24 protein-coding genes are annotated in these 22630 nt (G+C 67.6%); 16 read left to right on the top strand and 8 right to left on the bottom strand.

The window, feature by feature from the left end:
* Nucleotides 1-13 precede the first annotated feature (13 nt).
* The 3 genes from recO to EV656_RS01510 form a co-directional block, all read right to left on the bottom strand.
* Nucleotides 14-739, bottom strand: coding sequence for a DNA repair protein RecO (gene recO, locus EV656_RS01500; RefSeq protein ID WP_132599466.1), 726 nt, complete (start codon nt 737-739; stop codon nt 14-16).
* Between the two features lie 139 nt (nt 740-878).
* A complete protein-coding gene (locus tag EV656_RS01505) occupies nt 879-1901 on the bottom strand; it encodes an aspartate-semialdehyde dehydrogenase (protein ID WP_132598737.1) in 1023 nt (340 codons plus the stop codon).
* A 75-nt stretch (nt 1902-1976) separates the two neighbouring features.
* Nucleotides 1977-3104, bottom strand: coding sequence for a capsular polysaccharide export protein, LipB/KpsS family (locus EV656_RS01510; RefSeq protein ID WP_132598739.1), 1128 nt, complete (start codon nt 3102-3104; stop codon nt 1977-1979).
* 172 nt (nt 3105-3276) lie between these two features.
* On the opposite strand from EV656_RS01510, the gene EV656_RS01515 reads away from it, so the two are divergent.
* Nucleotides 3277-4341 (top strand): AbrB family transcriptional regulator, encoded by a 1065-nt coding sequence (locus tag EV656_RS01515; RefSeq protein ID WP_132598741.1) that lies wholly within the window; start codon nt 3277-3279, stop codon nt 4339-4341.
* Here EV656_RS01515 and EV656_RS01520 read toward each other — a convergent pair.
* Nucleotides 4338-7982 carry a hydantoinase B/oxoprolinase family protein gene (locus EV656_RS01520; protein ID WP_132598743.1) on the bottom strand — a complete coding sequence of 1215 codons (3645 nt, stop codon included), beginning with the start codon at nt 7980-7982 and terminating at the stop codon, nt 4338-4340. The two genes, EV656_RS01515 and EV656_RS01520, sit on opposite strands and share 4 nt — an antisense overlap.
* A gap of 148 nt (nt 7983-8130) precedes the next feature.
* Between EV656_RS01520 and EV656_RS01525 the strand changes: the two genes are divergently transcribed.
* From EV656_RS01525 to EV656_RS01545, 5 genes are read left to right on the top strand one after another with little or no spacing between them, the layout of a single operon-like run.
* Nucleotides 8131-9114, top strand: a complete 984-nt coding sequence (locus tag EV656_RS01525) for a TRAP transporter substrate-binding protein (RefSeq protein ID WP_242469007.1) — start codon at nt 8131-8133, stop codon at nt 9112-9114.
* Nucleotides 9115-9166: 52 nt separating this feature from the next.
* The gene (locus EV656_RS01530) at nt 9167-9718 is read left to right on the top strand and encodes a TRAP transporter small permease (RefSeq protein ID WP_132598745.1); all 552 of its coding nucleotides are present in this window, start codon (nt 9167-9169) and stop codon (nt 9716-9718) included.
* Nucleotides 9718-11022: a TRAP transporter large permease gene (locus EV656_RS01535; RefSeq protein WP_132598747.1), complete on the top strand. Its 1305-nt coding sequence runs from the start codon at nt 9718-9720 to the stop codon at nt 11020-11022. Before EV656_RS01530 ends, EV656_RS01535 begins: the two co-directional genes overlap by 1 nt.
* On the top strand, nt 11019-11939 hold the full coding sequence (locus EV656_RS01540) for a hypothetical protein (protein ID WP_132598749.1): 921 nt from the start codon (nt 11019-11021) through the stop codon (nt 11937-11939). Before EV656_RS01535 ends, EV656_RS01540 begins: the two co-directional genes overlap by 4 nt.
* A gap of 21 nt (nt 11940-11960) precedes the next feature.
* Nucleotides 11961-12305, top strand: a complete 345-nt coding sequence (locus tag EV656_RS01545) for a hypothetical protein (RefSeq protein ID WP_132598751.1) — start codon at nt 11961-11963, stop codon at nt 12303-12305.
* A gap of 7 nt (nt 12306-12312) precedes the next feature.
* Here EV656_RS01545 and EV656_RS01550 read toward each other — a convergent pair whose 3' ends face one another.
* Together EV656_RS01550 and EV656_RS01555 are read right to left on the bottom strand one after the other, a co-directional pair.
* Entirely contained in the window at nt 12313-12756 is a 444-nt protein-coding gene (locus EV656_RS01550) for a YqaA family protein (RefSeq protein WP_132598753.1), read from the bottom strand.
* A 48-nt stretch (nt 12757-12804) separates the two neighbouring features.
* A complete protein-coding gene (locus tag EV656_RS01555; RefSeq protein WP_132598755.1) occupies nt 12805-13377 on the bottom strand; it encodes a LabA-like NYN domain-containing protein in 573 nt (190 codons plus the stop codon).
* A 131-nt stretch (nt 13378-13508) separates the two neighbouring features.
* Here EV656_RS01555 and folK point away from each other — a divergent pair, with 131 nt between their 5' ends.
* From folK to EV656_RS01580, 5 genes are read left to right on the top strand one after another with little or no spacing between them, the layout of a single operon-like run.
* On the top strand, nt 13509-14147 hold the full coding sequence (gene folK, locus EV656_RS01560; RefSeq protein ID WP_322790429.1) for a 2-amino-4-hydroxy-6-hydroxymethyldihydropteridine diphosphokinase: 639 nt from the start codon (nt 13509-13511) through the stop codon (nt 14145-14147).
* 39 nt (nt 14148-14186) lie between these two features.
* A complete protein-coding gene (gene rpoZ / locus EV656_RS01565) occupies nt 14187-14546 on the top strand; it encodes a DNA-directed RNA polymerase subunit omega (protein ID WP_132598757.1) in 360 nt (119 codons plus the stop codon).
* A 25-nt stretch (nt 14547-14571) separates the two neighbouring features.
* Nucleotides 14572-16692 carry a RelA/SpoT family protein gene (locus tag EV656_RS01570; RefSeq protein ID WP_132598759.1) on the top strand — a complete coding sequence of 707 codons (2121 nt, stop codon included), beginning with the start codon at nt 14572-14574 and terminating at the stop codon, nt 16690-16692.
* Between the two features lie 28 nt (nt 16693-16720).
* Entirely contained in the window at nt 16721-17365 is a 645-nt protein-coding gene (locus tag EV656_RS01575; protein WP_132598761.1) for a DUF2062 domain-containing protein, read from the top strand.
* A 22-nt stretch (nt 17366-17387) separates the two neighbouring features.
* Entirely contained in the window at nt 17388-18128 is a 741-nt protein-coding gene (locus EV656_RS01580) for a pyridoxine 5'-phosphate synthase (RefSeq protein WP_132598763.1), read from the top strand.
* Here EV656_RS01580 and EV656_RS01585 read toward each other — a convergent pair.
* Nucleotides 18125-18595 (bottom strand): tetratricopeptide repeat protein, encoded by a 471-nt coding sequence (locus tag EV656_RS01585; RefSeq protein ID WP_132598765.1) that lies wholly within the window; start codon nt 18593-18595, stop codon nt 18125-18127. The two genes, EV656_RS01580 and EV656_RS01585, sit on opposite strands and share 4 nt — an antisense overlap.
* A 184-nt stretch (nt 18596-18779) precedes the next feature.
* Between EV656_RS01585 and acpS the strand changes: the two genes are divergently transcribed.
* The 4 genes from acpS (at nt 18780) to era (ending at nt 21822) form a co-directional block, all read left to right on the top strand.
* On the top strand, nt 18780-19181 hold the full coding sequence (acpS, locus tag EV656_RS01590) for a holo-ACP synthase (protein ID WP_132598767.1): 402 nt from the start codon (nt 18780-18782) through the stop codon (nt 19179-19181).
* Between the two features lie 59 nt (nt 19182-19240).
* On the top strand, nt 19241-20032 hold the full coding sequence (gene lepB / locus EV656_RS01595) for a signal peptidase I (RefSeq protein WP_132598769.1): 792 nt from the start codon (nt 19241-19243) through the stop codon (nt 20030-20032).
* Nucleotides 20033-20036: 4 nt separating this feature from the next.
* Nucleotides 20037-20726: a ribonuclease III gene (rnc, locus tag EV656_RS01600; RefSeq protein ID WP_132598771.1), complete on the top strand. Its 690-nt coding sequence runs from the start codon at nt 20037-20039 to the stop codon at nt 20724-20726.
* A gap of 187 nt (nt 20727-20913) precedes the next feature.
* Nucleotides 20914-21822, top strand: a complete 909-nt coding sequence (gene era, locus EV656_RS01605; protein ID WP_132598773.1) for a GTPase Era — start codon at nt 20914-20916, stop codon at nt 21820-21822.
* Here the strand turns inward: era and EV656_RS01610 are convergent.
* Nucleotides 21783-22049 (bottom strand): hypothetical protein, encoded by a 267-nt coding sequence (locus tag EV656_RS01610; protein WP_132598775.1) that lies wholly within the window; start codon nt 22047-22049, stop codon nt 21783-21785. The two genes, era and EV656_RS01610, sit on opposite strands and share 40 nt — an antisense overlap.
* Nucleotides 22050-22121: 72 nt before the next feature.
* Here EV656_RS01610 and EV656_RS01615 point away from each other — a divergent pair, with 72 nt between their 5' ends.
* Nucleotides 22122-22448: a DUF1491 family protein gene (locus EV656_RS01615; RefSeq protein WP_132598777.1), complete on the top strand. Its 327-nt coding sequence runs from the start codon at nt 22122-22124 to the stop codon at nt 22446-22448.
* Nucleotides 22449-22630: the final 182 nt, after the last annotated feature.

Genomic DNA, 22630 nt, shown 5'->3' on the forward strand with positions numbered 1-22630 from the left:
GGGGCGTTTTCCCTTACAACACCCGCGCCAACACCGCCACCAGCCGCCCGCGCGCAGCGGGCAAGGGGCGATCCCCCAACGCGGGCGCCAGCCACTTTTCCAGGAAATGGCCCGTGGTGCGCAGGCCCTCGGCAATCTCTTCGCCCCGCACCGGCCCCTGCCCCAACAGGCAGGGCGGCAAGGGCAACAGCCGGTCCGCCCAATCCCCGGCGCCCGCCGCACTGACCGCCCGGCCCGATTTCGGCGAGACATACACCAGATCGTCCCGACTGCCCGTCACCGCGCAGACCGACAGATCCAGCCCAAAGCCCATTTCCTCCAACAACGCCAGTTCCCACCGCAGATAGGCCAGCGGCCAGGCCTCTGCATGCGCCAGCAAATCCAGCATCGTCATGGACCGGGCATAAAGCGCGGGGTGCGCCTCGCGCTCTGGCAGGGCAAAGGACAACAGCGCCGTCACCGCGTTCAACCCGGCCAGCGCGGCCCGGTCTCCCATCAAACCGCCCGCGCGCCCGCGCAGCGGCTCGACCGTGTAGCTGCCCAGATGCTCCTCCAGCCGCGCGCGCCAGGTCACGGCCAGCTGCGTGCCCGGCTGCAACACCGGCGCCATCCGCCGCCCAGCGCCGCCCCGCACCACGCCCAGATGCCGGCCATGGCGGGCGGTAAACACCTCGACGATGGCAGAGCTTTCGCCATGGGCCCGCGTGGCCAGAACCGCCCCTTCATCCTGCCACTCGATCATCGCGCCCCCTACTTCTTCTTGGCCCAAATACCCGGGGGTCCGGGGGCGCAGCCCCCGGCGGGTCGGCCCGGCGTCAGCCGGGGCGAAACGAAAAACCCGGCACGGGTTTTCCGGGGCAGCAGGCCGGGTGCGCGGCTTAGCCCTTCTTCAGCACCTCACGGCCCAGCAGTTCGGCGATCTGCACCGCGTTCAGGGCCGCGCCCTTGCGCAGGTTATCGCTGACGCACCAGATGTTAAGGCCGTTGTCGATGGTGGAATCCTGGCGGATGCGGCTGATGAAGGTGGCGAAATCGCCCACGCATTCGGCCGGCGTGACATAGCCGCCATCCTCGCGCTTATCCACGACCATGATGCCGGGGGCCTCTCGCAGGATGTCGCGGGCCTCGTCCTCGTCCAGGAAATCCTCGAACTCGATATTGATCGCCTCGGAATGGCCGACGAAAACCGGCACGCGCACGCAGGTCGCGGTCAGCTTGATCTTGGGGTCGATGATCTTTTTCGTCTCGGCGACCATCTTCCACTCTTCCTTGGTGGACCCGTCGTCAAGGAACACGTCGATATGCGGGATCACGTTGAACGCGATCTGCTTGGGGTAGACAGACGGCTCCACCTCCTGGCCCGGCACATACATGCCCTTGGTCTGCAGCCACAGCTCGTCCATCGCGTCCTTGCCCGAGCCGGAAACCGATTGGTACGTGGACACCACCACCCGCTTGATCGTGGCGCGGTCGTGCAGGGGCTTCAGCGCCACCACCATCTGCGCGGTCGAGCAGTTGGGGTTCGCGATGATGTTCTTCTTGGCATAGCCGTGGATCGCGCCGGGGTTCACCTCGGGCACGATCAGCGGAACGTCCGGGTCGTAGCGGTAGAGCGACGAGTTGTCGATCACCACGCAGCCCGCCGCTGCCGCCTTGGGGGCGTATTCCTTGGTCGGGCCGGACCCGATGGCGAACAGCGCAATATCCCAGCCGGTGAAATCGAAGGTGTCCAGATCCTGGGTTTTCACTGTCTGGTCGCCAAAGCTGCATTCGGTGCCCAGCGACCGGCGCGAGGCCAGCGCGGCGATCTCGTCCACCGGGAACTGGCGCTCGGCCAGGATGTTCAGCATTTCGCGGCCCACATTGCCCGTGGCGCCGACGACGGCGACCTTGTAACCCATCGGGTTGGCTCCTTTGACGTCGGATGAATGTCAGCGCGCAGCCATACAGCAAAGGCGCGCGGGGCGAAAGGGGCGTCAGCGGCGCGCGGCGGCCAGTGTGGCCGCCAGGCGGTCGGCGTCTATGGTCACGCTGCCATCCGGGTGTTCGCGCACGCGGGGGTAATAGACCCGGTCCAGATACGTCATGAAGGCCGCGCGCAGCCCGGAATCGAAGGACAGCGCGCCCGGATCGGTCAGCACCTGCGCCAGCGCCTGTTCGGATTGCGCCGACGTCACCAGCCCAGGCAGGGCAAAGAACGCCTGCCCCAGCACCACCACCGGCTTGTCGTGAAAGAACGCCTGCAACCCCATGGACGAGTTGATCGTCAGCACGCCCCGCGAGGCGGCAAGCTGGGCGAAACTGTCGGTGGCGTTGTCCACCACGATCCGCCCGCCGCTGTCGGCCACGGCGCGCGCCAGCGCATCGGCCAACGAGGTCCGGGCCGAGGGGTGTTCCTTGACCCGGATATGCCAGCCGGCGGGCAGGGCGTGCGCATGGCAGGCCAGCGCCGCGATCATGCCCTGCACGCTGCCGACCCAGCCGGAAAACAGGGTGATCTGGCTGTCATTGGGCACCTGCAACGGGCAGAACAGGAACTCGCCCGCGCCGGTCAGCGACCCGCCGCCTTGGCCGACATCCCCCCGGCGCGAGGCGCGCGCGGTCAGGTTCTGGCCCAGGGCGCGCCAGCCCTCGCCCTGCCGGTCGGGGGCCTCGGCCGCCCAGGCGCGATAGAAACCGGGATCGCGCGGCAGGCTATTTTGCGCGTTCACCCCCTGCGGGTCCAGCGTGATCCGACCCGGAAACGGTGCCAGCTCGGCATAAAGGCGCCCGGCACCCGCGTCCCGCGCCCCCTGCATGAAGGCCCGGCGCGATCCGGTCAGCCCGTTCCAGCAAACCGCCAGCCGGTCGGGGTGACGGGTGAAATAGCGCCGCGACCAGTTGTATTGCGCCGCGATCAGCGCGCGTTTCAGTGCGCGCCCCAGCCGCCCCCTTGGCTGACGCTTGGCCACGGCCAGCGCGGCATCGGCGCGGGCGGCGGTTTCGGGAAAGCCGCGAAAGGACAGCCCGATAAAGGGCAGCCGCACCCCCCCGCCCGCCGCCTGCGCGACGGCGCGGAACACCGCGTCCTTGCGCCGGGTCCATCCGGCCAGCCAGGCGATCATGCCGGTATGTCCGGTGCTGTGGGGGGCATCGTCATCTCCGCTTCGGTCCGCCCCGGCATAGCGCAAGCGGGGCGGACGGGGAAAGCGGGAACAGCCGGAACGCCACCGCCCCTTGCAACCGCTCGCGCGGGCATCGAAACTGGGTGCCTGTCCTCATGCCAAAGCCTGTTTCATGCCCCTGACCCCGCCTTTCGGACACCTGGCCCATGCAGCCCTGATCTATGGCGGTGCGCTGGTCAGCGGGCTGGTGGCGCATCGGATCGGGTTTCCGCTGCCCTGGATGCTGGGGGCGATGGTGTTTGCCGCCGGGGTCCGGCTGGCGGACCGGCCCGTCGCGATCCCGGTGCAGACGCGCCAGATCGGACAGGTTCTGGTGGCCGCGTCGGTGGGCCTGTCCTTTACCCCGGAGGCGGTGGCCGCGATGGGCAGCATGCTGGGGGCGATGCTGGCCTCGGCCGCGCTGACCGTGGTGATCGGGTTCGTGGTGGCCGCCGCGCTGATGCGGCTGGCGCGGGTGGATGTGATTACCGCGGTGCTGTCCTCTATCCCGATGGGGCCGGTGGAAAGCGCGGTATTGGCCCAGACCCACGGGGTGGCGCCGGGGCCTGTGGTGTTTGCCCAGACCCTGCGGATCACCGCGCTGGTAATCGTGATCCCGCCCACCATCGTCGCGCTGGACGGCACCGTCCGCGATCCCGTCGCCGTGCTGGCCCGGACGGAATGGAACCTGCACGGCGCCGCCCTGCTGGCGCTGGCGGGGATCGGCGGGGCCCTGGTCGCCCGGCGGCTGCGCATCGCCAACCCCTTCTTCGTGGGGGCGCTTGGCGGGGCCGCGCTGGCCGCGGCGCTCAGCCTGCCGATCACCGCCTTTCCCTATCCGGTGCTGGTGCTGGCGCAGGTGTTCCTGGGGGTCTGGCTGGGCGCGGTGTTCGACCGCGACCTGTTGCGCCGGGCCCGCGGTTTCGTTCCGGCGGCGGTGGTGTCGTCGCTGTTGCTGACGGTTCTGTGCGCCGGGATGGGGCTGGGCCTGGCGGGGCTGAGCGGCCAGCCCGGCCCGGTGATGGTGCTGGCCACCGCACCGGGCAGCGTCACGGAAATGGCGCTGACCGCCAAGATCCTGCAAGAGGGGCTGGCGCTGGTCACCGCCTTTCACCTGGTGCGGATCTTTGTCATCATCCCCAATGCGGGCCGCATCATCGGCCTGACCGCGCGGCTGGTGGGGCGGCGGGGCGATTAGCCCGCGCCATAGCCCCCGGCGGTGGGCGTAACCACCACCACCGCGTCGCCCGCGCCCATATGGGTCTGGTCGCAGGCGGCCAGTTCCTCGACCCTGCCATCGGCGCGGTGCACCTCTGTCCGGCCGACCCGGCCGGAACCGCCCCCCATCAGACCCTGCGGCGCGCGGCGGCGGTGCGAGGACAGGATCGCCAGGCCCATCTCCTCAAGAAACCGGATGCGCCGCGTGGTGCCGTCGCCTGCGGACCATTTGCCCTGCCCGCCGGACCCTGCATCGATGCGGAATTCCTCCAGCATCACGGGGTAGCGCAGTTCCAGGATTTCCGGGTCGGTCAGGCGCGAGTTGGTCATGTGCACATGCACCCCGTCCGTGCCGTCAAAGCCGCGCCCGTCATTCATCCGCCCCGCCGGGCTGCCGGAACACAGGGTTTCGTAATACTGGTGCCGGGCGTTGCCAAAGGTCAGGTTGTTCATCGTGCCCTGGCTGTTGGCGATGGCGCCCAACGCGCCGAACAGCGCGTTGGTCACGTGCTGGCTGGTTTCCACGTTCCCGGCGACCACGGCGGCGGGGTATTCGGGGGCCAGCATGCAGCCCTTGGGAATCACGATCTTCACCGGGCGCAGGCACCCGGCATTCATCGGGATGGGCGATTCCACCATGACACGGAAGACATACAGGACGGCGGCCCGCGTCACAGGTTCCGGCGCGTTGAAGTTGTTGGCCTGCGACGGCGAGGTGCCGGTGAAATCGACCGTCACCCCCTGCCGGTCGTCATCCACCGTGACTCTTACCCGGATCACCTGGCCGGTATCGGTGGGGTATTCGTATTCCCCATCCGACAGCCGCCCGATCACGCGGGCGACCTCGGCCGCAGCATTGTCCTGCACGTGGCCCATATAGGCCTGCACCACCTCGATGCCGAAGCCCTCGATCATCCGGCGCAACTCTGCCACACCACGCGCGTTCGCCGCCACCTGCGCCTTCAGGTCCGCAATGTTCTGATCGGGGTTGCGGCAGGGCCAGGGGTGATCGGTCAGCAGATCGCGCAGCGCCCCCTCGCGAAAGCGGCCATCCTCGACCAGCAGGAAATTGTCGATCAGCACGCCCTCTTCGTCCACTTTCGTGGCCAAGGGCGTCATCGAGCCGGGCGCGACGCCGCCCACATCCGCATGGTGCCCGCGCGAGGCCACCCAGAACAGGATGTCCTCTCCGGCCTCGTCGAAAACCGGCGTGACCACGGTGATGTCGGGCAGGTGCGTGCCGCCGTTATAGGGCGCGTTCAGGGCATAGACGTCGCCGGGTTTCACCCGATCCCCGTTCAGCCGGATCACCGTTTCGACGGAGCGGTCCATCGACCCCAGATGCACCGGCATATGCGGCGCGTTGGCGACCAGCGCGCCGGTCGCGTCGAACACCGCGCAGGAAAAATCCAGCCGTTCCTTGATGTTCACCGACCGGGCGGTCTTTTGCAGGGCCACGCCCATCTGTTCGGCGATGTTCATGAAGAGGTTGTTGAACACCTCCAGCAGCACCGGGTCGGCCTCTGTCCCCAGGGCGTGATCGCGGGCGGCGGCCTGAACGCGGGTCATCAGGATGTGGTCATGCGCCGTGACACGCGCGCGCCAGCCGGGTTCGACGACCACGGTCTGGTTCGGCTCAATCACCAGGGCGGGGCCGGTTATGGCGCGGCCCGGCGTCAGGTGTTCGCGCCGCACCACGGCGGCATCCTGCCACTGCCCGCCGGAAAAGACCGGCACATGGGCCTCTGCCTGCGCCTCGCCCTCGTCGGTGTCGGCGGTATCCTCGGTGCCTGCGGCGGACTCGGCGGCCATGCCCTCGATCTCGGCGGCCTCGACAATCAGGGGGGCGTCGGGGTCGGTAAAGCCGAACTCGGCCAGGTGCGCGGCCTCGAATTCCGCGCGCGCGGCTTGGGCATCGCCCGACCACAGCACGGGCAGGGCGGTGTCGGTGCCCGCATAGCGCAGGAACAGGCGCGGGGTCAGGGTGGTGCCCTGGGCCGGCACGCCCTGGGCGGCCAGCGCCTGCGTCACGTCGTGTTCCAGGCGCGACAGCGCCGTGTCGATGCCGGGCAGCGCGTCGTCGTCGAACCGCACCTCCAGCCCCTGCTGGCGGGCCTCTGTCACGCGGGCCAGGCCGATGCCATAGGCCGAAAGCAGCCCTGACAGCGGATGGATCAGCACCCGCGTCATCCCCAAGGCATCGGCCACCAGGCAGGCATGCTGCCCCCCTGCCCCGCCAAAGGCGTTCAGCAGGTATTTCGTCACATCATGCCCGCGCTGAACGCTGATCTTCTTGATCGCGTTCGCCATGTTTTCGACGGCGATGCGCAGGAACCCCTCTGCCACCTCTTCGGCGCTTTTGCCCTCTTGCTCGGCGATCTTGGCAAAGCGGGCGGCCACGGCCTCGCGGTCCAGCGGCTGATCCTGGTCTGGGCCAAAGATCGGCGGGAAGTAATCGGGGTTCAGCTTGCCCAGCATCACGTTGGCATCGGTCACCGTCAGCGGCCCGCCGCGCCGGTAGCAGGCCGGGCCGGGATCGGCCCCGGCGCTGTCCGGCCCCACGCGGAACCGCCCCGGATCGGCATGCAGGATAGACCCGCCCCCGGCGGCCACCGTATGGACCCGCAGCATCGGCGCGCGCATCCGCACGCCCGCCACCTGGGTTTCGAACGCGCGCTCGAAGCTGCCGTCGAAATGCGCGACATCTGTTGAGGTGCCGCCCATGTCGAACCCGATCACATGGTCATGCCCGGCGATCTGCCCCGTGCGCGCCATGCCCACGACGCCACCCGCAGGGCCGGACAGGATCGCGTCGCGCCCCTTGAACCTATCGGCGGCGGTCAGCCCCCCCGACGACATCATGAATTGCAGCGTCGGCCCCGGTTCATCGGGCGGCGTGGCGCCCAGCGCGCCCGCCACCCGTTCGACATAGCGCGACAGGATCGGCGTCAGGTAGGCATCCACCACCGTGGTATCCCCGCGCCCCACCAGCTTGATCAGCGGAGAGGCCTCGTGGCTGACCGACACCTGCCCGAACCCCGCCGCGCGGGCGGCCTGGGCCAGCATCTGTTCATGCGCGGGCGCGGTCCAGGCGTGCATCAGGACGATGGCCACCGCGTCGATGCCGTCTGCGCGCGCCTTGGTCAGGGCCTCGGCCACGGTGGCGGGGTCCAGCGGGCGTTCCACCGTGCCATCGGCGCGCACGCGTTCATCCACCTCGACCACCCGATCATACAGCTGTTCGGGCAGCACGATGTCCTTGGCAAAGATGTCGGGCCGGTCCTGATAGCCGATGCGCAGTGCATCGCGGAAGCCGCGGGTAATCAGCAGCAGCGTCCGGTCGCCCTTGCGTTCCAGCAGGGCGTTGGTGGCAACGGTCGTGCCCATGCGCACGGTGCCCACCCGATCCGCAGGGATTGTGCCGCCCGTTTTCACCGCCAGGAATCGCCGGATGCCCTCGATCGCGGCGTCGTCGTAAACGCCGGGATTCTCGGACAAAAGCTTCATCGCCGCGATGCGCCCACCGGGGTCGCGGCCGATCACGTCGGTAAAGGTGCCGCCCCGGTCAATCCAGAAATCCCAGCGGCCGGGGGCGTTCCCCTGATCGTTCTGCACAGTCATTCAGCACCCCTTTGCCCCGGCTTTTCCCTTGTTTGACAGTTTGTTGACAAAAGCAGGGGGGCTGGTCAACCTGCCCCTGCGGTCCAAGGGCGGCGGGTCCGCAAAGATAATGACAGGCTGCCCGGAAAACCAACAGGGAACGAAAACAATGACATTTCCGATGCTGAAACCGCTGGCCGGCGCGCTGGTCGCCGCCGCGTTCGCCCTGCCGGCGCAGGCGACAAGCTGGGACATGCCCACCCCCTATGGCGACAGCGTGTTCCACACCCAGAACATCACCCAGTTCGCCCAGGACGTGGCCACGGCCACCGATGGCGAACTGGACATCACCGTGCATTCCGCAGGCTCGCTGTTCGCGCACCCGGAAATCAAGGATGCGGTGCGCCGGGGCCTGGCCCCCATCGGCGAAACCCTGATGTCGCGGCTGGCGAATGAGGATCCGATCTTTGCCGTGGATTCCATCCCCTTCCTGGCCAGCAGCTATGACGAGGCCCGCGCGCTGTGGGCTGCCTCGCGCCCGCTGGTCGAGGAAAAGCTGGCCGCCCAGGGTCTGACGCTGCTCTTTGCCGTGCCGTGGCCGGGGCAAAGCATCTATACCAAGGCGCCGATCAACTCGACCGCCGATCTGCAGGGCGCCGCCTTCCGGGCCTACAACACCGCGACGGAACGGCTGGCCCAACTGATGGGCGCGGTGCCGACGCAGGTGGAAACCGGCGATATTCCCACCGCCTTTGCCACGGGTCGGGTGGCGGCGATGATTACCTCGCCCTCGACCGGCGTGTCCTCGCAGGCGTGGGATTTCACCACGCATTACACCGACACCCAGGCCTGGCTGCCCAAGAACATGGTCGTGGTGAACACCCGCGCCCTGGACGCCCTGCCCGAGGATCAGCGCGCCGCGCTGATGGAGGCCGCAGCGACTGCCGAGGCCCGCGGCTGGGAGATGTCGGCCGCCGAAACCGCGTCCAAGATGGCGACGCTGGTGGAAAACGGCATGACCGTTTCCGAACCCTCGGCCACGCTGGCCGCTGAACTGGCAGAGATCGGCGAGACCATGACCGCCGAGTGGCTGGAGGCCGCAGGCGCCGAAGGGGCCACCGTGGTCGAGGCCTATAGCGACACGATGCAATAAGGATTGCGGGCGGGGCGTTATCGGCGCCCCGCCCCTGCAACGGGGGCATCCCATGGGCCGATTGCTGGACCGGGTCTTTGCGGTGGCGCTGGCGCTGTCGGCACTGGGCTTCGTCACGATTGCGGTGCTGGTGCTGGCGCAGGTCGCGGGCCGCATGGCCGACCGCGTGGCCCGGATCGTGGGGGCCCAGCCGCCGGGTTTCGCCATCCCCTCGCTTGCCGAAATCGGCGGGTTTCTGTTCGTCGGCGCGGTTTTTCTGGGCCTGGCCGGCACGCTGCGGGCGGGCGGGCATATTCGCGTGACGCTGCTGACCCGGTTTTTGCCGCCCAAACCTGCGCGCTGGCTGTCGGCGGGGGTGGCGGCCCTGGCGGCGGGGCTGGCCGGTTTTGCCACATGGTCCAGCGGGGTGCAGGCCTGGGACAGCTTCAGCTTTGGTTCGGTCAGCTACGGCATGGTCAAGGTGCCGCTGTGGCTGCCGCAGGGGGCGATGACGCTGGGTCTGGCGTTGTTCGCCCTGGCATTGTTTGAGGCTGCGGTCGTGCTGGCGCGCGGCGGCACCCCGGCCCACCAGGCCGCAGAGGCCGCCCAGGCAGAGGAATTGTGATGGAACTGGCCACCCTTGCCCCCCTGCTGGTCGTGGTGCTGTTCGGGGCGCTCGCCGCCGGGCTGTGGGTGGGGTTTGCCCTGATCGCGGTCGGGCTGGTGGCAATGGTGCTGGCCTCTTCCGCGCCGGTGGGGATGGTCTTTGCCACCAAGGTCTGGGGCGGGCTGACGGTCTGGGATCTGACCGCGCTGCCCATGTTCATCTGGATGGGGGAAATCCTGGTCCGCTCGCGCCTGTCGGCGGACATGTTTGCGGGGCTTGCGCCCTTTACCGCGCGGCTGCCGGGGCGGCTGTTGCATGTCAACGTGATGGGCTGCGCGCTGTTCGCCGCCGTATCGGGATCGTCGGCGGCCACCACGGCCACGATCGGGCGGATGTCGGTGCCGGAACTGACCCGGCGCGGCTATGATCCGCGCATGGTGATCGGCACGCTGGCGGGATCGGGCACCTTCGGCTTTCTTATCCCGCCCTCGATCATCCTGATCGTCTACGGCGCGGCGACGGAACAATCCATCGCCCGGCTGTTCCTGGCCGGTGTCCTGCCCGGTCTGATGCTGGCCGCGCTGTTTTCAGGCTATATCATGCTGTGGTCGCGCCTGAACCGCGCCCGCATGCCCGAGGCAGAGCCGCCCACCGACCGGGGCACCGCGATCCGCGCGGCCCTGCGCCTGCTGCCCGTGGTGGGGCTGATCGTGGCGGTGATCGGGTCGATCTATGCCGGTGTCGCCAGCCCGACAGAGGCTGCGGTGATCGGCGTTACCGGCGCGCTGATCCTGGCCGCGATCACCGGCGGGATGAGTTGGGCCACCTTTACCCAGGCGCTGCGCGCGGCGACCGTCACCACCTGCATGATCGCCTTTATCCTGGCGGGGGCGGCGTTCCTGACGGTGGCGATGGGCTACACGGGCATCCCCCGGCAACTGGCCGCCTGGATCGCCGAAATGGGCCTGTCGCAATACGCGCTGCTGGCGGCGCTGACGGTATTCTTCATCGTGATGGGGATGTTCCTGGACGGGATTTCCATCGTGGTTCTGACCGTGTCCATCATCCTGCCGATGGTGATGCAGGCGGGCATCGACCCGATCTGGTTCGGCATCTTCCTGGTGCTGGTGGTGGAGATGAGCCAGATCACGCCCCCCGTCGGTTTCAACCTGTTCGTACTGCAAAAGATCACCGGGCAGGACATCTTCCGCATCGCGCGCCATGCGCTGCCGTTTTTCGGATTGCTGGTGCTGGCGGTGGCGATCCTGTCGGTCTTTCCGCAGATCGCGCTGTGGCTGCCGGGCACGATGCTGAACCGATGAGCCTGCTGCCCGCGCTGGCCCGCAACGGGCGCTGGATTCTGCTGGCCGGGCTGGTCATCGGGATCGCGATCCCGCCCCTGTCGCGCGCAATGACGCCGCTGATCGTGCCGTTGATCGTGGCCTCTCTGTTCCTGGCGGCGTTGCGCACCGATCCGTTGGCGGGGTTGCCGCGCGGGCGGGACTGGTCGGGGGTGCTGGGTCTGACGCTGGGGCTGCAACTGGCGCTGCCGCTGGTCGTGGCCGCAGGGCTGCATGCCGCCGGGGTGGCCGATACGGTGGCGGGGATCGGCGCGGTGCTGGTTCTGGCCGCCGCGCCGATCAGTGGCACGCCCGGGCTGGCGGTGCTGACCGGCGCCAATGCCAGCGTCGCGCTGCGCCAGATGGTGATCGCCACCGCGTTGTTGCCGCTGACGGCGGTGCCGGTGCTGGCCACGCTGCCGGTCTTTCCCGACGCGGGCGCGGTGGTGGCAGGCGCGCTGCGGCTGCTGGTGATCGTTGTGGGCGTGGTCGGGCTGGCGCTGGCGATCCGAACCTTTCTGCCGCGGCTGGTGGCGCCGCCCATGATCCCGCAGATCGACGGGGTGATGACCGTTGTGATGGGGGTGCTGGTGGTGGGCATGATGGGCGCGGTCGGCCCGGCCCTGATGCGGGGCGACCCGGCCCTGCCTGCGCTGGTGGCGCTGTCCTTTGCGCTGAACCTGATTCCGGCGCTGGCCGTGTTCCGGGCCGGGCGCGCCCGCCTGCCCGCGCCGGATGCCGCGGCGCTGGCCATCGCGGCGGGCAACCGCAACCTGGCACTGTTCCTGGCCGCGCTGCCGCCCGAGACATTGGAACGCATCCTGTTGTTTTTGGGCTGCTATCAGATTCCGATGTATCTTGGCCCCCTGATCCTGCCGCGGCTGTTCCGGCTGCGGTAACACCCGATGAGGGAGCTGTCGATGAAACGTGCCGTTCTGCTGTTCGCCCTGCTGCCGCTGTCCGCCTGCCTGGGGGAAAACCCCGATCCCCTTGACCCGCAGGGCCGCAGCGCGGCCGAACTGCGCGCCCAAAAGGCCGCGTGCGAGGCCGATGGCGGCACCTTCGCCCATGGCGGGCTAAGCGGGCTGATGTGCATCCGCACGCTTGAGGATGCGGGCAAGGCCTGCACCCGGTCCACCGATTGCATCGGCGAATGCGTGGTAAACGACAGCGGGCGCGGCCAGTGTTACGGCCAAAGCCCGATGTTCGGCTGCCATGTGATGCTGGACGAAAAGGGCGACAAATTCGAAATGTGCATCGACTGAGCCGCGCCTAGCTGGCCGCCGCCGTTACCCAGGCCAGCACCGCGTAACGCCCGGTCTTGGCCAGGGTGACCAGCGCCAGGAACAGCCAGGCCGGTGTGCGCATCATGCCCGCGATCACGGTAAAGGCGTCGCCGAAGGGCGCCCAGCTCAGCAACAGGGTCCAAACGCCCCAGCGGTTCCACCAGCCCTGGGCGCGGGCCAGTTGGCCGGGGCGCACGGGAAACCAGCGCCGGTCGCGGAAATGGTCCACCCAGCGGCCCATCACGTAGTTGACCACCGCGCCCAGCACGTTGCCCAGGCTGGCCACCGCGACCAGCCACAGCGGCACGATGCCGCCAGCCAGTTGCAGCCCGACGAAGACCACCTCTGACTGGAACGGCAGCACCGTCGCCGCGCCGAAAGCGGCAGCGAAAAGCGTGGCAAGCTGTGCGAAGATGGCTTGGCCGGTCATCACGCCTTTTCAGATGCGGCGGCGCGCCTGGCTTTCAACCGTCGTCGGTCAGTCGCTTTCGACGTATTCGGTCCGATCCTCGGCGCGCGGTTCGCGCGGCGGGCGGCCGATCACCTCTTTCAGTTCGTCCAGCTCGATGAAGTTGTCGGCCTGGCGGCGCAATTCATCGGCGATCATCGGCGGCTGGCTGCGGATCGTGGACACCACCGACACCCGCACACCCTGGCGTTGCAGGCTTTCGACCAGCGGCTTGTAGTCGCCGTCGCCCGAGAACAGAACGATGTGATCGACCCGCGAGGCCAGTTCCATGGCATCGACGGTCAGTTCGATATCCATGTTGCCCTTGACCTTACGCCGGCCTTGGCTGTCGGTGTATTCCTTGGCCGGTTTGGTGACCATGGTAAAGCCGTTGTAGTGCAGCCAGTCGACCAGCGGCCGGATGGGCGAGTATTCCTCGTTCTCAAGCAGCGCGGTATAGTAAAAGGCGCGCAGCAGCTTGCCCCGGCGCATGAACTCTTGACGCAACAACTTGTAATCGATGTCAAAGCCAAGCGCCTTTGCCGCCGCGTAGAGGTTGGCGCCGTCGATGAACAGGGCCAACCGATCGTCTCTATAAAACATGAGAGTCCTTTGTAATCTGGCCTTCAATATGGCCTTGCTAAGCCCTTGCAGGGGTGTGAGTGGTGTTCGGACTGACAAAGCCCGGAACGGCACAAAGACCGTTGAATGTGCAAAGATAATGGACCTGCCGAGTGCTGCAACGGCGAAATCTTCACAAAACCTATACAAAAGGGCTAATCGCACTGGGCGCAAACGTCGCGTCACCGGCCGGATCGCCCGCCGAAACGCTGGCGGCGGCGCTGTCGGGGCTGGATGGCGAAGGGATGCGAATCACCGCCGTCAGCCGGTTCTACCGCACCCCCTGCATGCCGGCGGGGGCGGGGCCGGACTTCGTGAATGCGGTTGCCGCCATCGAAACGACCCTGCCGCCCGCGGCGGTCCTGGCCCGGCTGCACGAGGTCGAGGCCGCGTTCGGGCGCACCCGCACGGTCCGCTGGGCGGCGCGGACGCTGGACCTGGACCTGCTGGACCTTGGCGGCACCGTCCTGCCCGACGCGGACACGCAGACCGCCTGGCGCACCCTGCCGCCAGAGGCCCAGGCGCAGCATGCGCCGCCTGCGCTGATCCTGCCCCATCCCCGGCTACAGGACCGCGCCTTTGTGCTGGTGCCGCTGGCCGAGGTTGCGCCGGATTGGCAGCATCCGATTCTGGGTATGACGGCGCAACAGATGCTGCAGGTGCTGCCCGACAGCGAAAAGGCGCCGATTTTGCCGATTTTCGGGCCATGGGCCGACCTTTCCGCCCTTGTCAAGGCTTTTGACAGCCAATAAACATGGACCTTCCACCCAGCCCCAGGAACGGAGTGCCCTATGGCCCGCGTGACGGTAGAAGATTGCGTTGACAAGGTTCCCAACCGGTTCGAGCTGGTGATGCTGGCGTCCCACCGGGCACGCGAGATCGCCGCCGGTGGCGAACTGACCGTGGACCGCGACAACGACAAGAACCCCGTCGTCGCCCTGCGCGAAATCGCCGAGGAAACCCAATCCGCCGACGACCTGCGCGAGCGCATGATCGAGGCGCACCAGCACCAGATCGAGGTGGACGAGCCCGAAGAGGACTCGATGGCGCTGCTGATGGGCGGCGGAGAGGCCGCGGACAAGCCCGCCGATGACGACATGTCCGAAGAAAAGCTGCTGCGCGCCCTGATGGAAGCCCAGGGCCCGAAGTGACGCGCAACCAGGGCGACCGACCGGCATGATCGACGTCGAAGACCTGATCTCGCTGGCCCGCAACTACAACCCGCGTACCGATGCCGACCTGATCCGCCGCGCCTATGCCTATGGGCGCGAGATGCATTCAGGTCAGTATCGCCGGTCGGGCGAGGAATACTTTACCCACCCGGTCGCCGTCGCCGCGATCCTGACCGAACAGCGGCTGGACGATGCAACGCTGGTGACCGCGCTGCTGCACGACACCGTCGAGGACACGAAATCCACCTACGATGAAATCGCGCGGCTGTTCGGCCACGAGATCGCCGAACTGGTGGACGGCGTCACCAAGCTGACCAACCTGGAACTGTCCTCTGCCCAGTCCAAGCAGGCGGAAAACTTTCGCAAGCTGTTCATGGCGATGTCCAAGGACCTGAGGGTGATCCTGGTCAAGCTGGCCGACCGGCTGCACAACATGCGCACGATCAAGTCGCTGCCGCCGGAAAAGCAGGTCCGCAAAAGCCACGAAACCATGGACATCTACGCGCCGCTGGCCGGCCGGATGGGCATGCAGTGGATGCGCGAAGAACTGGAGGATCTGGCCTTTCGCGTCCTCAACCCCGAGGCGCGCAACTCGATCATCCGCCGCTTCATCACCTTGCAGCGCGAAACCGGCGATGTGGTGCAAAAGATCACCCAGGACATCTGCACCGAACTGGACCGCGAGGGCGTGCAGGCCGACGTGTTCGGCCGCGCCAAGAAGCCCTACTCGATCTGGCGCAAGATGGAGGAGAAGGGCCAGGGCTTTTCCCGCCTGTCCGACATCTACGGCTTTCGCGTCATTACCGAGACCGAGGGCGATTGCTATCGCGTGCTGGGTGCCATCCACCGCCGCTGGCGTGCCGTGCCGGGCCGGTTCAAGGATTACATCAGCCAGCCGAAATCCAACGGTTACCGTTCCATCCAGACCACGGTGTCGGGCCGCGACGGCAAGCGCGTAGAGGTGCAGATCCGCACCCGCCAGATGCACGAGGTCGCCGAAAGCGGGGTCGCCGCGCACTGGTCCTATCGTGACGGGGTGCGGGCGGAGAACCCCTTTGCCGTGGACCCGGCGAAATGGCTGGCATCCCTGACCGAACGCTTCGAGAATGCAGAGGACCACGACGAGTTTCTGGAACACGTCAAGCTGGAGATGTATTCCGACCAGGTCTTCTGCTTTACCCCCAAGGGGGATGTGGTGAAACTGCCCCGCGGGGCGACGCCGCTGGATTTCGCCTATGCGATCCACACGCGGATCGGCGATTCATGCGTCGGCGCCAAGGTGGACGGCATCCGCGTGCCCCTGTGGACCCGGCTGAAGAACGGCCAGTCGGTCGAGATCATCACCGCCGAGGGCCAGCGCCCGCAGGCCACCTGGATCGACATCGTCGTAACCGGCCGGGCCAAGGCCGCGATCCGCAAGTCCCTGCGCGAAGAGGACCGCGAACGCTTTATCAAGCTGGGGCGCGAACTGGCCCGCGTCGCGTTCGAACATGTGGGCAAGAAGGCCACCGACAAGGCGCTGAAAACCGCGGCCAAACGCTTTGGCCTGCCCGATGGCGGGGAACTGCTGGCCCGCCTGGGCAGCGCCGAACTGCGCGCACAGGACGTGGTCGAAACCCTGTATCCCGACCTGGCCAAGCCCGGCGGCGAGGAAATCGATGCCACCCGCGCGGTGGTGGGCCTGTCGCCGGAACAATCCTTCAACCGTGCGCCCTGCTGCCAGCCGGTGCCCGGCGAACGGATCGTCGGCATCACCTATCGCGGGCGCGGGGTCGTGGTGCATGCCATCGACTGCCCCGTCCTGGCCCGGTTCGAGGAGCAGCCCGAACGGTGGGTCGATCTGCACTGGCATTCGGGCAAGCACCCTCCGGTGCACACGGTCGGCCTTTATGTCACGATGCGCAACGACGCGGGCGTGCTGGGGCGCATCTGCACGTTGATCGGCGAGCAGAAGGCCAATATCTCGGACATGACATTCGTCGACAAGAAACCGGATTTCTACCGTCTTCTGGTCCAGGTGGATCTGCGCGATGTGGAGCACCTTCACACCGTCATGACCGCCCTTGAAGCGGAGAGCGACGTCGCCGAGATCCAGCGGGAGCGTGATCCCGAACGCGCCCCCTGAGTCGGCGGCGCACAGGAAGGAACCGAGCGTGGTCTTCAGGCGCCGCGACAAACGCAGCATTGGCCGGATCGTTCTGGACGGCCTGTACCCGCGCGGGGGATGGGGGCGGGCGCTGTATTACATCACGCACCGCGTCCGGCGCCTGCCCGACACCCCGCACAAGATCGCCCGCGGCATCTTTGCCGGGCTGTTCGTGACCTTTACCCCGTTTTACGGGCTGCATTTCGTGCTGGCCGCGCTGCTGGCGCGGCTGATGCACGGCAATATCGTGGCGGCGTTGCTGGCCACGCTGTTCGGCAATCCGCTGACCTATGTCCCGATCGGCGTGGTCGCGTTGAAGACCGGCCATTTCATCCTGGGAACCGAGTTCGACGAGGCCACCGACACGACGCTGGTGGACAAGTTCGCCGGCGCGGCAGCGGACCTGAAGGACAACGCCATCGCCCTGTTCACCGACGATCGGGCGAACTGGGCGCAGCTTTCGCAATTCTATAACGAGGTGTTCCTGCCCTATCTGGTGGGCGGGATCGTTCCGGGCATTGCCGCGGGGCTGGCCGGGTACTACCTGACCCTTCCGGTGATTACCGCCTATCAGAACCGCCGCCGCGTGCGGCTGAAGCAGAAGCTGGCCGGGCTGGGCAAGTCGCCGGCACAGCCAAAGGACCGGCCCTGAGGCCGGCGGAAAGGGAACGGTCATGGAAAAACTGCGCCTGGGCGTGAATATCGACCATGTCGCCACCGTGCGCAACGCGCGCGGCTCGGCTTACCCGGACCCGCTGCGCGCGGCCAAGCTGGCCGAGGAGTTCGGCGCCGACGGCATCACCGCCCACCTGCGCGAGGATCGGCGCCACATCTCGGACGCCGATATCGACGGGCTGATGGCGGGGCTGAGCGTGCCGCTGAACCTGGAAATGGCGGCCACCGCCGAGATGCAGGACATCGCCCTGCGCCACAAGCCCCACGCCGTCTGCATCGTTCCCGAAAAGCGCGAGGAACGCACCACCGAGGGCGGGCTGGATGTCGCTCAGGACGAATCCCGCCTGGCCGATTTCATCGCGCCGCTGCGCGAGGCCGGTTGCCGTGTCTCGCTGTTCATCGGGGCCGATCCGGCCCAGGTCGAGGCCAGCGCCCGTATCGGCGCGGCGGTGGTCGAACTGCATACCGGCGCCTATTGCGATTTCCACGCCGAGGGCCGCTTTGCCGCGCGGGACGAGGAACTGGAACGCCTGCGCGACATGGCCGCCCACGCCCATTCGCTGGGGCTGGAGGTCCATGCCGGCCACGGCCTGACCTATGACACGGTGCAGCCCATCGCGGCCTTTCCGCAGGTCATGGAGCTGAACATCGGCCATTTCCTGATTGGCGAGGCGATCTTTCGCGGGCTGGGCCCCGCCATGCAGGAAATGCGCCGCCTGATGGATGCGGCGCGGGGTTAATCCTCGTCGTCGTCCTCGGTCGCGCGGGCGGCATGCACCAGCCGCATCGCGGCAAAGCGGTCGGTCGGGTCCAGTTCGAACACCTTGTCCAGATAGGGCTGGCCGGTTTCGAAATTGCCCAGCCGCATGTGGCAAAAGGCCAGCGCGATCAGGGCCTGCAGATACAGCCCCGGCGCCAGTTCCGCCGCGCTGAAGGCCGCATCGTCGGGCCGCACCGCGCGCCAATCGGCGGGAATATTCAGGCGCTGCGCCGCCATCGCCAGAATGGCCTCGGCCTGGGGCACGGCAGCAGCGTAATCATGGGTGTAGAAGTAGAACCGATAGGCGCCCAGCCGCACGTCCAGGTCATGGGGCGCGGCCTGCAGCGCGGCGCTCACCGCCCGCGCGGTGCCTTGCGGATCGCTCATGGCGCCGGGCGCGTTGGCAAGATGGTCCAGCGCCGTGCTGCGCATGTCTTCCAGGGCCATAGGCACCTCCGTTCAAGGCAGCCTATCGCCGACATGCGGGGGGCGGCAACCGCGCAGGGGGTTTGCCCGTGGCTGCATTCCGGCGTAAAGCCGACCCCGTGACCGGGATGGAGAGGCCGATGAACGCCGCCAGAAACCTTGCGAAACAGGGAAACGCCGCCTGGCGCGGCCTGCGGGGGGCGGCATGATCCTGGGCATCGGCACCGATCTGGCCAATATCGACCGCGTGGCCGCGACGCTGGATCGCTTTGGCGACCGGTTCCGCAACCGGGTGTTCACAGAGGTCGAACAGGCCAAGGCCGAGCGCCGCGCCGATGTCGCGGGCACCTATGCCAAACGCTGGGCCGCGAAAGAGGCCTGTTCCAAGGCCCTAGGCACCGGCCTGCGCATGGGCATCGCGTGGAAGGACATGGCCGTGGCCAACCTGGACACCGGCCAGCCCGTCATGCAGGTCACCGGCTGGGCGGCCGAACGTCTGGCGCAGATGACGCCGCCGGGGCACCGGGCGATCATCCACGTCACCCTGACCGACGATCACCCCTGGGCACAGGCCTTCGTCGTGATCGAGGCCCGGCCGTCGCCTTGACAGGCCCGCCCCCGCCCCGCATGAAACGGCAACCGTAATTCCAAGACAGGGCGGGGCAGATGGCATCCAAGGGCGACAAACAGGAAAGCGGGCTGTGGGAGACTGTGAAAACAGTCTTCTGGGCGCTGCTCATCGCGGGCGTCTTCCGCACCGTGTTCTTTCAACCGTTCTGGATCCCCTCGGGCAGCATGAAGGATACGCTGCTGATCGGCGACTTCCTGTTCGTCAACAAGATGGCCTATGGCTATTCGCGCTATTCCTGCCCGTTCGGCCTGTGCCCCTTTGACGGGCGCATCCTGGCCAGCGATCCCGAACGCGGCGATGTCGTCGTGTTCCGCCACCCGGTGAACAACTCCGACTTCATCAAGCGGCTGGTCGGCCTGCCCGGCGACACGGTCCAGATGCGCGACGGCGTGCTGCATATCAACGGCGCGGCCGTGCAGATGGAACCGGCCGGGGCCTTCGCGGAAACCTACCGCAAGCAGGGGCCGATGGGCTACTATCCGCAGTGCGAAAACGCCCCCGTGGGCGAGGGCGGCACCTGCACCAAGTCGCGCCATATCGAAACCCTGCCCGGCGGACGCAGCCACGCGGTACTGAACATCCGCGACGGGTTCTTTTCCGACAACACCCCCGTCTTTACTGTGCCCGAGGGGCATTATTTCGTGATGGGCGACAACCGCGACAACAGCCAGGACAGCCGTTATGCGCGGGCCAACGGCGGCGTGGGCTTTGTGCCAGCGGAAAACCTGATCGGCCGGGCGGACCGGATCATGTTCTCGTCCGCGGGGCGGTCGCTGTTCTTCGTCTGGACGTGGCGGGGCGACCGATTCTTCAAGGCGGTTGAGTAGACCCGTGAAACTGTCGGCTGATCTTACCGCCTTTGCGCGGCGCCTGGGGCACGAGTTCAAGCACCCCGAACTGCTGATCTGCGCGTTGACCCATGCCTCGCTCTCCAGCCCGACCCGGCCGGATAACCAGCGGCTGGAATTCCTGGGCGACCGGGTGCTGGGCCTGGTCATGGCAGAGGCCCTGCTGGACGCAGACAGCGGCGCGACCGAGGGGCAGCTTGCCCCCCGCTTCAACGCGCTGGTGCGCCGGGAAACCTGCGCGGCGGTGGCCCGCGACCTGGGCGTGGGCGAGGTTCTGAAACTGGGCCGGTCCGAAATGATGTCCGGGGGGCGCCGCAAAGAGGCGCTGCTGGCCGACGCGATGGAGGCGGTCATCGCCGCCGTCTATCAGGATGCCGGTTTCGCCGTGGCCCGCAAACTGGTGCTGCGCCACTGGCGCGACCGGATCGGCACGGTCGACCCCGATTCCCGCGACGCCAAGACCGCACTGCAGGAATGGGCGCAGGCCCGCGGACAGCACCCGCCGCATTATGTGGAAATCGCCCGCGACGGGCCGGATCACGCCCCGCGCTTTACCATCGCCGCGCGGCTGGAAAACGGCGAAGAGGCCCAGGCCCAGGCCGGGGCCAAGCGGCAGGCCGAACAGGCCGCCGCGCGCGCCCTGCTGGAACGGCTGGAGGGCGCGGGGGACTAACCCGGCCCCCATTGCCCAACGCGACCGGCGCGGCGGGTGACACGCGGAAAGCTTGGCGTAGGGTGGGTGCTTTGCGCACGATCTGGGCGGTGGGTTTCACCCACCCTACCCTGGCCCCGCGGCTTTGCGCTAGCGCGACCGGCCGAAATCGGCTACCAGCCCTGTTCGTCAACAAGGAGCGGTCCGAATGACCACACGCGCCGGATTCGTCGCCCTGATCGGGGAACCCAACGCGGGCAAGTCCACCCTGCTGAACCGCATGGTGGGGGCCAAGGTGTCCATCGTCACCCACAAGGTGCAGACCACCCGCGCCCGCATCCGCGGCGTGGCGATGGAGGGCGACGCCCAGATCGTGTTCGTCGACACGCCGGGCCTGTTCCGCCCGCGCCGCCGGCTGGATCGCGCCATGGTCGCCGCCGCCTGGGGCGGGGCCGCCGATGCCGATGTCATCGTCCTGCTGGTAGAGGCCCATCGCGGCCGCACCCAGGGCGTGGATGCCATCCTGGACGCCCTGCGCGAACGGGTAACCGACAACCAGCGCGTGGCCCTGGCCATCAACAAGATCGACCGCGTCAAGGCCGAGGCCCTGCTGGCCCTGTCGGCTGAGTTGAACGAGGCCTACCCGTTCGAGCAGACCTTCATGATCTCGGCCGAGAAGGGGCACGGGGTGGACGACCTGCGCGGCTGGCTGGCCGGCGCCCTGCCCGAGGGGCCGTGGCTGTACCCCGAGGACCAGATCGCCGACCTGCCGATGCGGATGATCGCGGCCGAAATGACGCGCGAAAAGCTGACCCTGCGTCTGCATCAGGAACTGCCCTATCAGCTGACCGTCGAGACCGAGCAATGGCAGGACCGCAAGGACGGATCGACCCGGATCGACCAGGTGATCTATGTCGCCCGCGACGGGCACAAGGGGATCATTCTGGGCCACAAGGGCGAAACGATCAAATCCGTCAGCCAGGCCGCCCGGGCCGAGCTGTCGGATTTCCTGGGCCGCCCGGTGCACCTGTTCCTGCAGGTCAAGGTGCGCCCGAACTGGCTGGAAGAGGCCGAGCGTTATTCCGAAATGGGGCTGGATTTCCGCGAGGGCGACTGATCCTTGTCGCGGAACAGCCGCCCCTCCAGGTAGCGCAGGATCGCGAAATAGGCGACCGCGCACACCCCGATGTTGAAGAACAGCATCAGCCCGACGAAGATCCCCTTTCGGGAAAACCCGGCAAAGACGATGATATCCAGCACGATGGCGGCGATGATGATCGGCTTGGAAAAGGGTGGCAGGATGCGGCGGGGCTTTTCCGCCGTTGGGGTCGGTTCGTCGGTCATCGGCAGGGCTCTTTCGGTTTGCAGCCGTTACCTTAGCACGCCGGACAGCAGGCACCAGCGGGGGGCGGCCCCATGCGACTAACCGCCGAGTTCTGGGTCCACGCCTACCTGGCCCGCCTGCGGCTGGCCGATATCCCGGCCTTCGTCGTGGCCCATGGCGATGACACCGGCGGCGCGGTGCTGGTCAAGCTGAACACGCTGGACGGGCAGGCGCGGGTGTTCCAGCGCAGCTTTGATCTGGCCACCGGCGATCGTGTCTGGATCGTCCTGGCCGAGGGGGCCGAGCCCGAGGTGGACGCCGCCATTGCCCGCCAGCGCGGGTTCGACCCCGACCTGTGGGTGGTGGAGGTCGAGGACCGCCAGGGGCGCCACCTGCTGGACGACCCCGGCCTTGCGTGACTGCACCCTTCGAATTTGGGTATTTTTTCCAAGAAGAAGACGCGCCCCTTCTTCTTGGTCCAAATACCCCGGGGGGAGTCCGCAGGACGGGGGGCAGCGCCCCCCTGCGCCCTGACCACCCCGCACGGCGGTTCGAAACATCTGCGCAACGGGGCGCGGCGCCCGGGCGCGCCTGCGGGGGC

This window comes from Rhodovulum adriaticum (genome assembly GCF_004345735.1).
Classification (GTDB): domain Bacteria; phylum Pseudomonadota; class Alphaproteobacteria; order Rhodobacterales; family Rhodobacteraceae; genus Rhodovulum; species Rhodovulum adriaticum.

What these genes read in the sequence shown, in the direction of transcription:
- lepB (WP_132598769.1), top strand. Translation starts at nt 19,241, where the DNA reads ATGGCATCCAAGGGCGACAAACAGGAAAGCGGGCTGTGGGAGACTGTG.
- rpoZ (WP_132598757.1), top strand. Translation starts at nt 14,187, where the DNA reads ATGGCCCGCGTGACGGTAGAAGATTGCGTTGACAAGGTTCCCAACCGG.
- EV656_RS01515 (WP_132598741.1), top strand. Translation starts at nt 3,277, where the DNA reads ATGCCCCTGACCCCGCCTTTCGGACACCTGGCCCATGCAGCCCTGATC.
- EV656_RS01545 (WP_132598751.1), top strand. Translation starts at nt 11,961, where the DNA reads ATGAAACGTGCCGTTCTGCTGTTCGCCCTGCTGCCGCTGTCCGCCTGC.
- EV656_RS01550 (WP_132598753.1), bottom strand. Translation starts at nt 12,756, where the DNA reads ATGACCGGCCAAGCCATCTTCGCACAGCTTGCCACGCTTTTCGCTGCC.
- EV656_RS01505 (WP_132598737.1), bottom strand. Translation starts at nt 1,901, where the DNA reads ATGGGTTACAAGGTCGCCGTCGTCGGCGCCACGGGCAATGTGGGCCGC.
- EV656_RS01555 (WP_132598755.1), bottom strand. Translation starts at nt 13,377, where the DNA reads ATGTTTTATAGAGACGATCGGTTGGCCCTGTTCATCGACGGCGCCAAC.
- EV656_RS01570 (WP_132598759.1), top strand. Translation starts at nt 14,572, where the DNA reads ATGATCGACGTCGAAGACCTGATCTCGCTGGCCCGCAACTACAACCCG.
- EV656_RS01535 (WP_132598747.1), top strand. Translation starts at nt 9,718, where the DNA reads ATGGAACTGGCCACCCTTGCCCCCCTGCTGGTCGTGGTGCTGTTCGGG.
- EV656_RS01580 (WP_132598763.1), top strand. Translation starts at nt 17,388, where the DNA reads ATGGAAAAACTGCGCCTGGGCGTGAATATCGACCATGTCGCCACCGTG.
- EV656_RS01610 (WP_132598775.1), bottom strand. Translation starts at nt 22,049, where the DNA reads ATGACCGACGAACCGACCCCAACGGCGGAAAAGCCCCGCCGCATCCTG.
- EV656_RS01520 (WP_132598743.1), bottom strand. Translation starts at nt 7,982, where the DNA reads ATGACTGTGCAGAACGATCAGGGGAACGCCCCCGGCCGCTGGGATTTC.
- EV656_RS01615 (WP_132598777.1), top strand. Translation starts at nt 22,122, where the DNA reads ATGCGACTAACCGCCGAGTTCTGGGTCCACGCCTACCTGGCCCGCCTG.
- EV656_RS01530 (WP_132598745.1), top strand. Translation starts at nt 9,167, where the DNA reads ATGGGCCGATTGCTGGACCGGGTCTTTGCGGTGGCGCTGGCGCTGTCG.
- acpS (WP_132598767.1), top strand. Translation starts at nt 18,780, where the DNA reads ATGATCCTGGGCATCGGCACCGATCTGGCCAATATCGACCGCGTGGCC.
- EV656_RS01510 (WP_132598739.1), bottom strand. Translation starts at nt 3,104, where the DNA reads ATGATCGCCTGGCTGGCCGGATGGACCCGGCGCAAGGACGCGGTGTTC.
- EV656_RS01540 (WP_132598749.1), top strand. Translation starts at nt 11,019, where the DNA reads ATGAGCCTGCTGCCCGCGCTGGCCCGCAACGGGCGCTGGATTCTGCTG.
- EV656_RS01525 (WP_242469007.1), top strand. Translation starts at nt 8,131, where the DNA reads ATGACATTTCCGATGCTGAAACCGCTGGCCGGCGCGCTGGTCGCCGCC.
- EV656_RS01585 (WP_132598765.1), bottom strand. Translation starts at nt 18,595, where the DNA reads ATGGCCCTGGAAGACATGCGCAGCACGGCGCTGGACCATCTTGCCAAC.
- era (WP_132598773.1), top strand. Translation starts at nt 20,914, where the DNA reads ATGACCACACGCGCCGGATTCGTCGCCCTGATCGGGGAACCCAACGCG.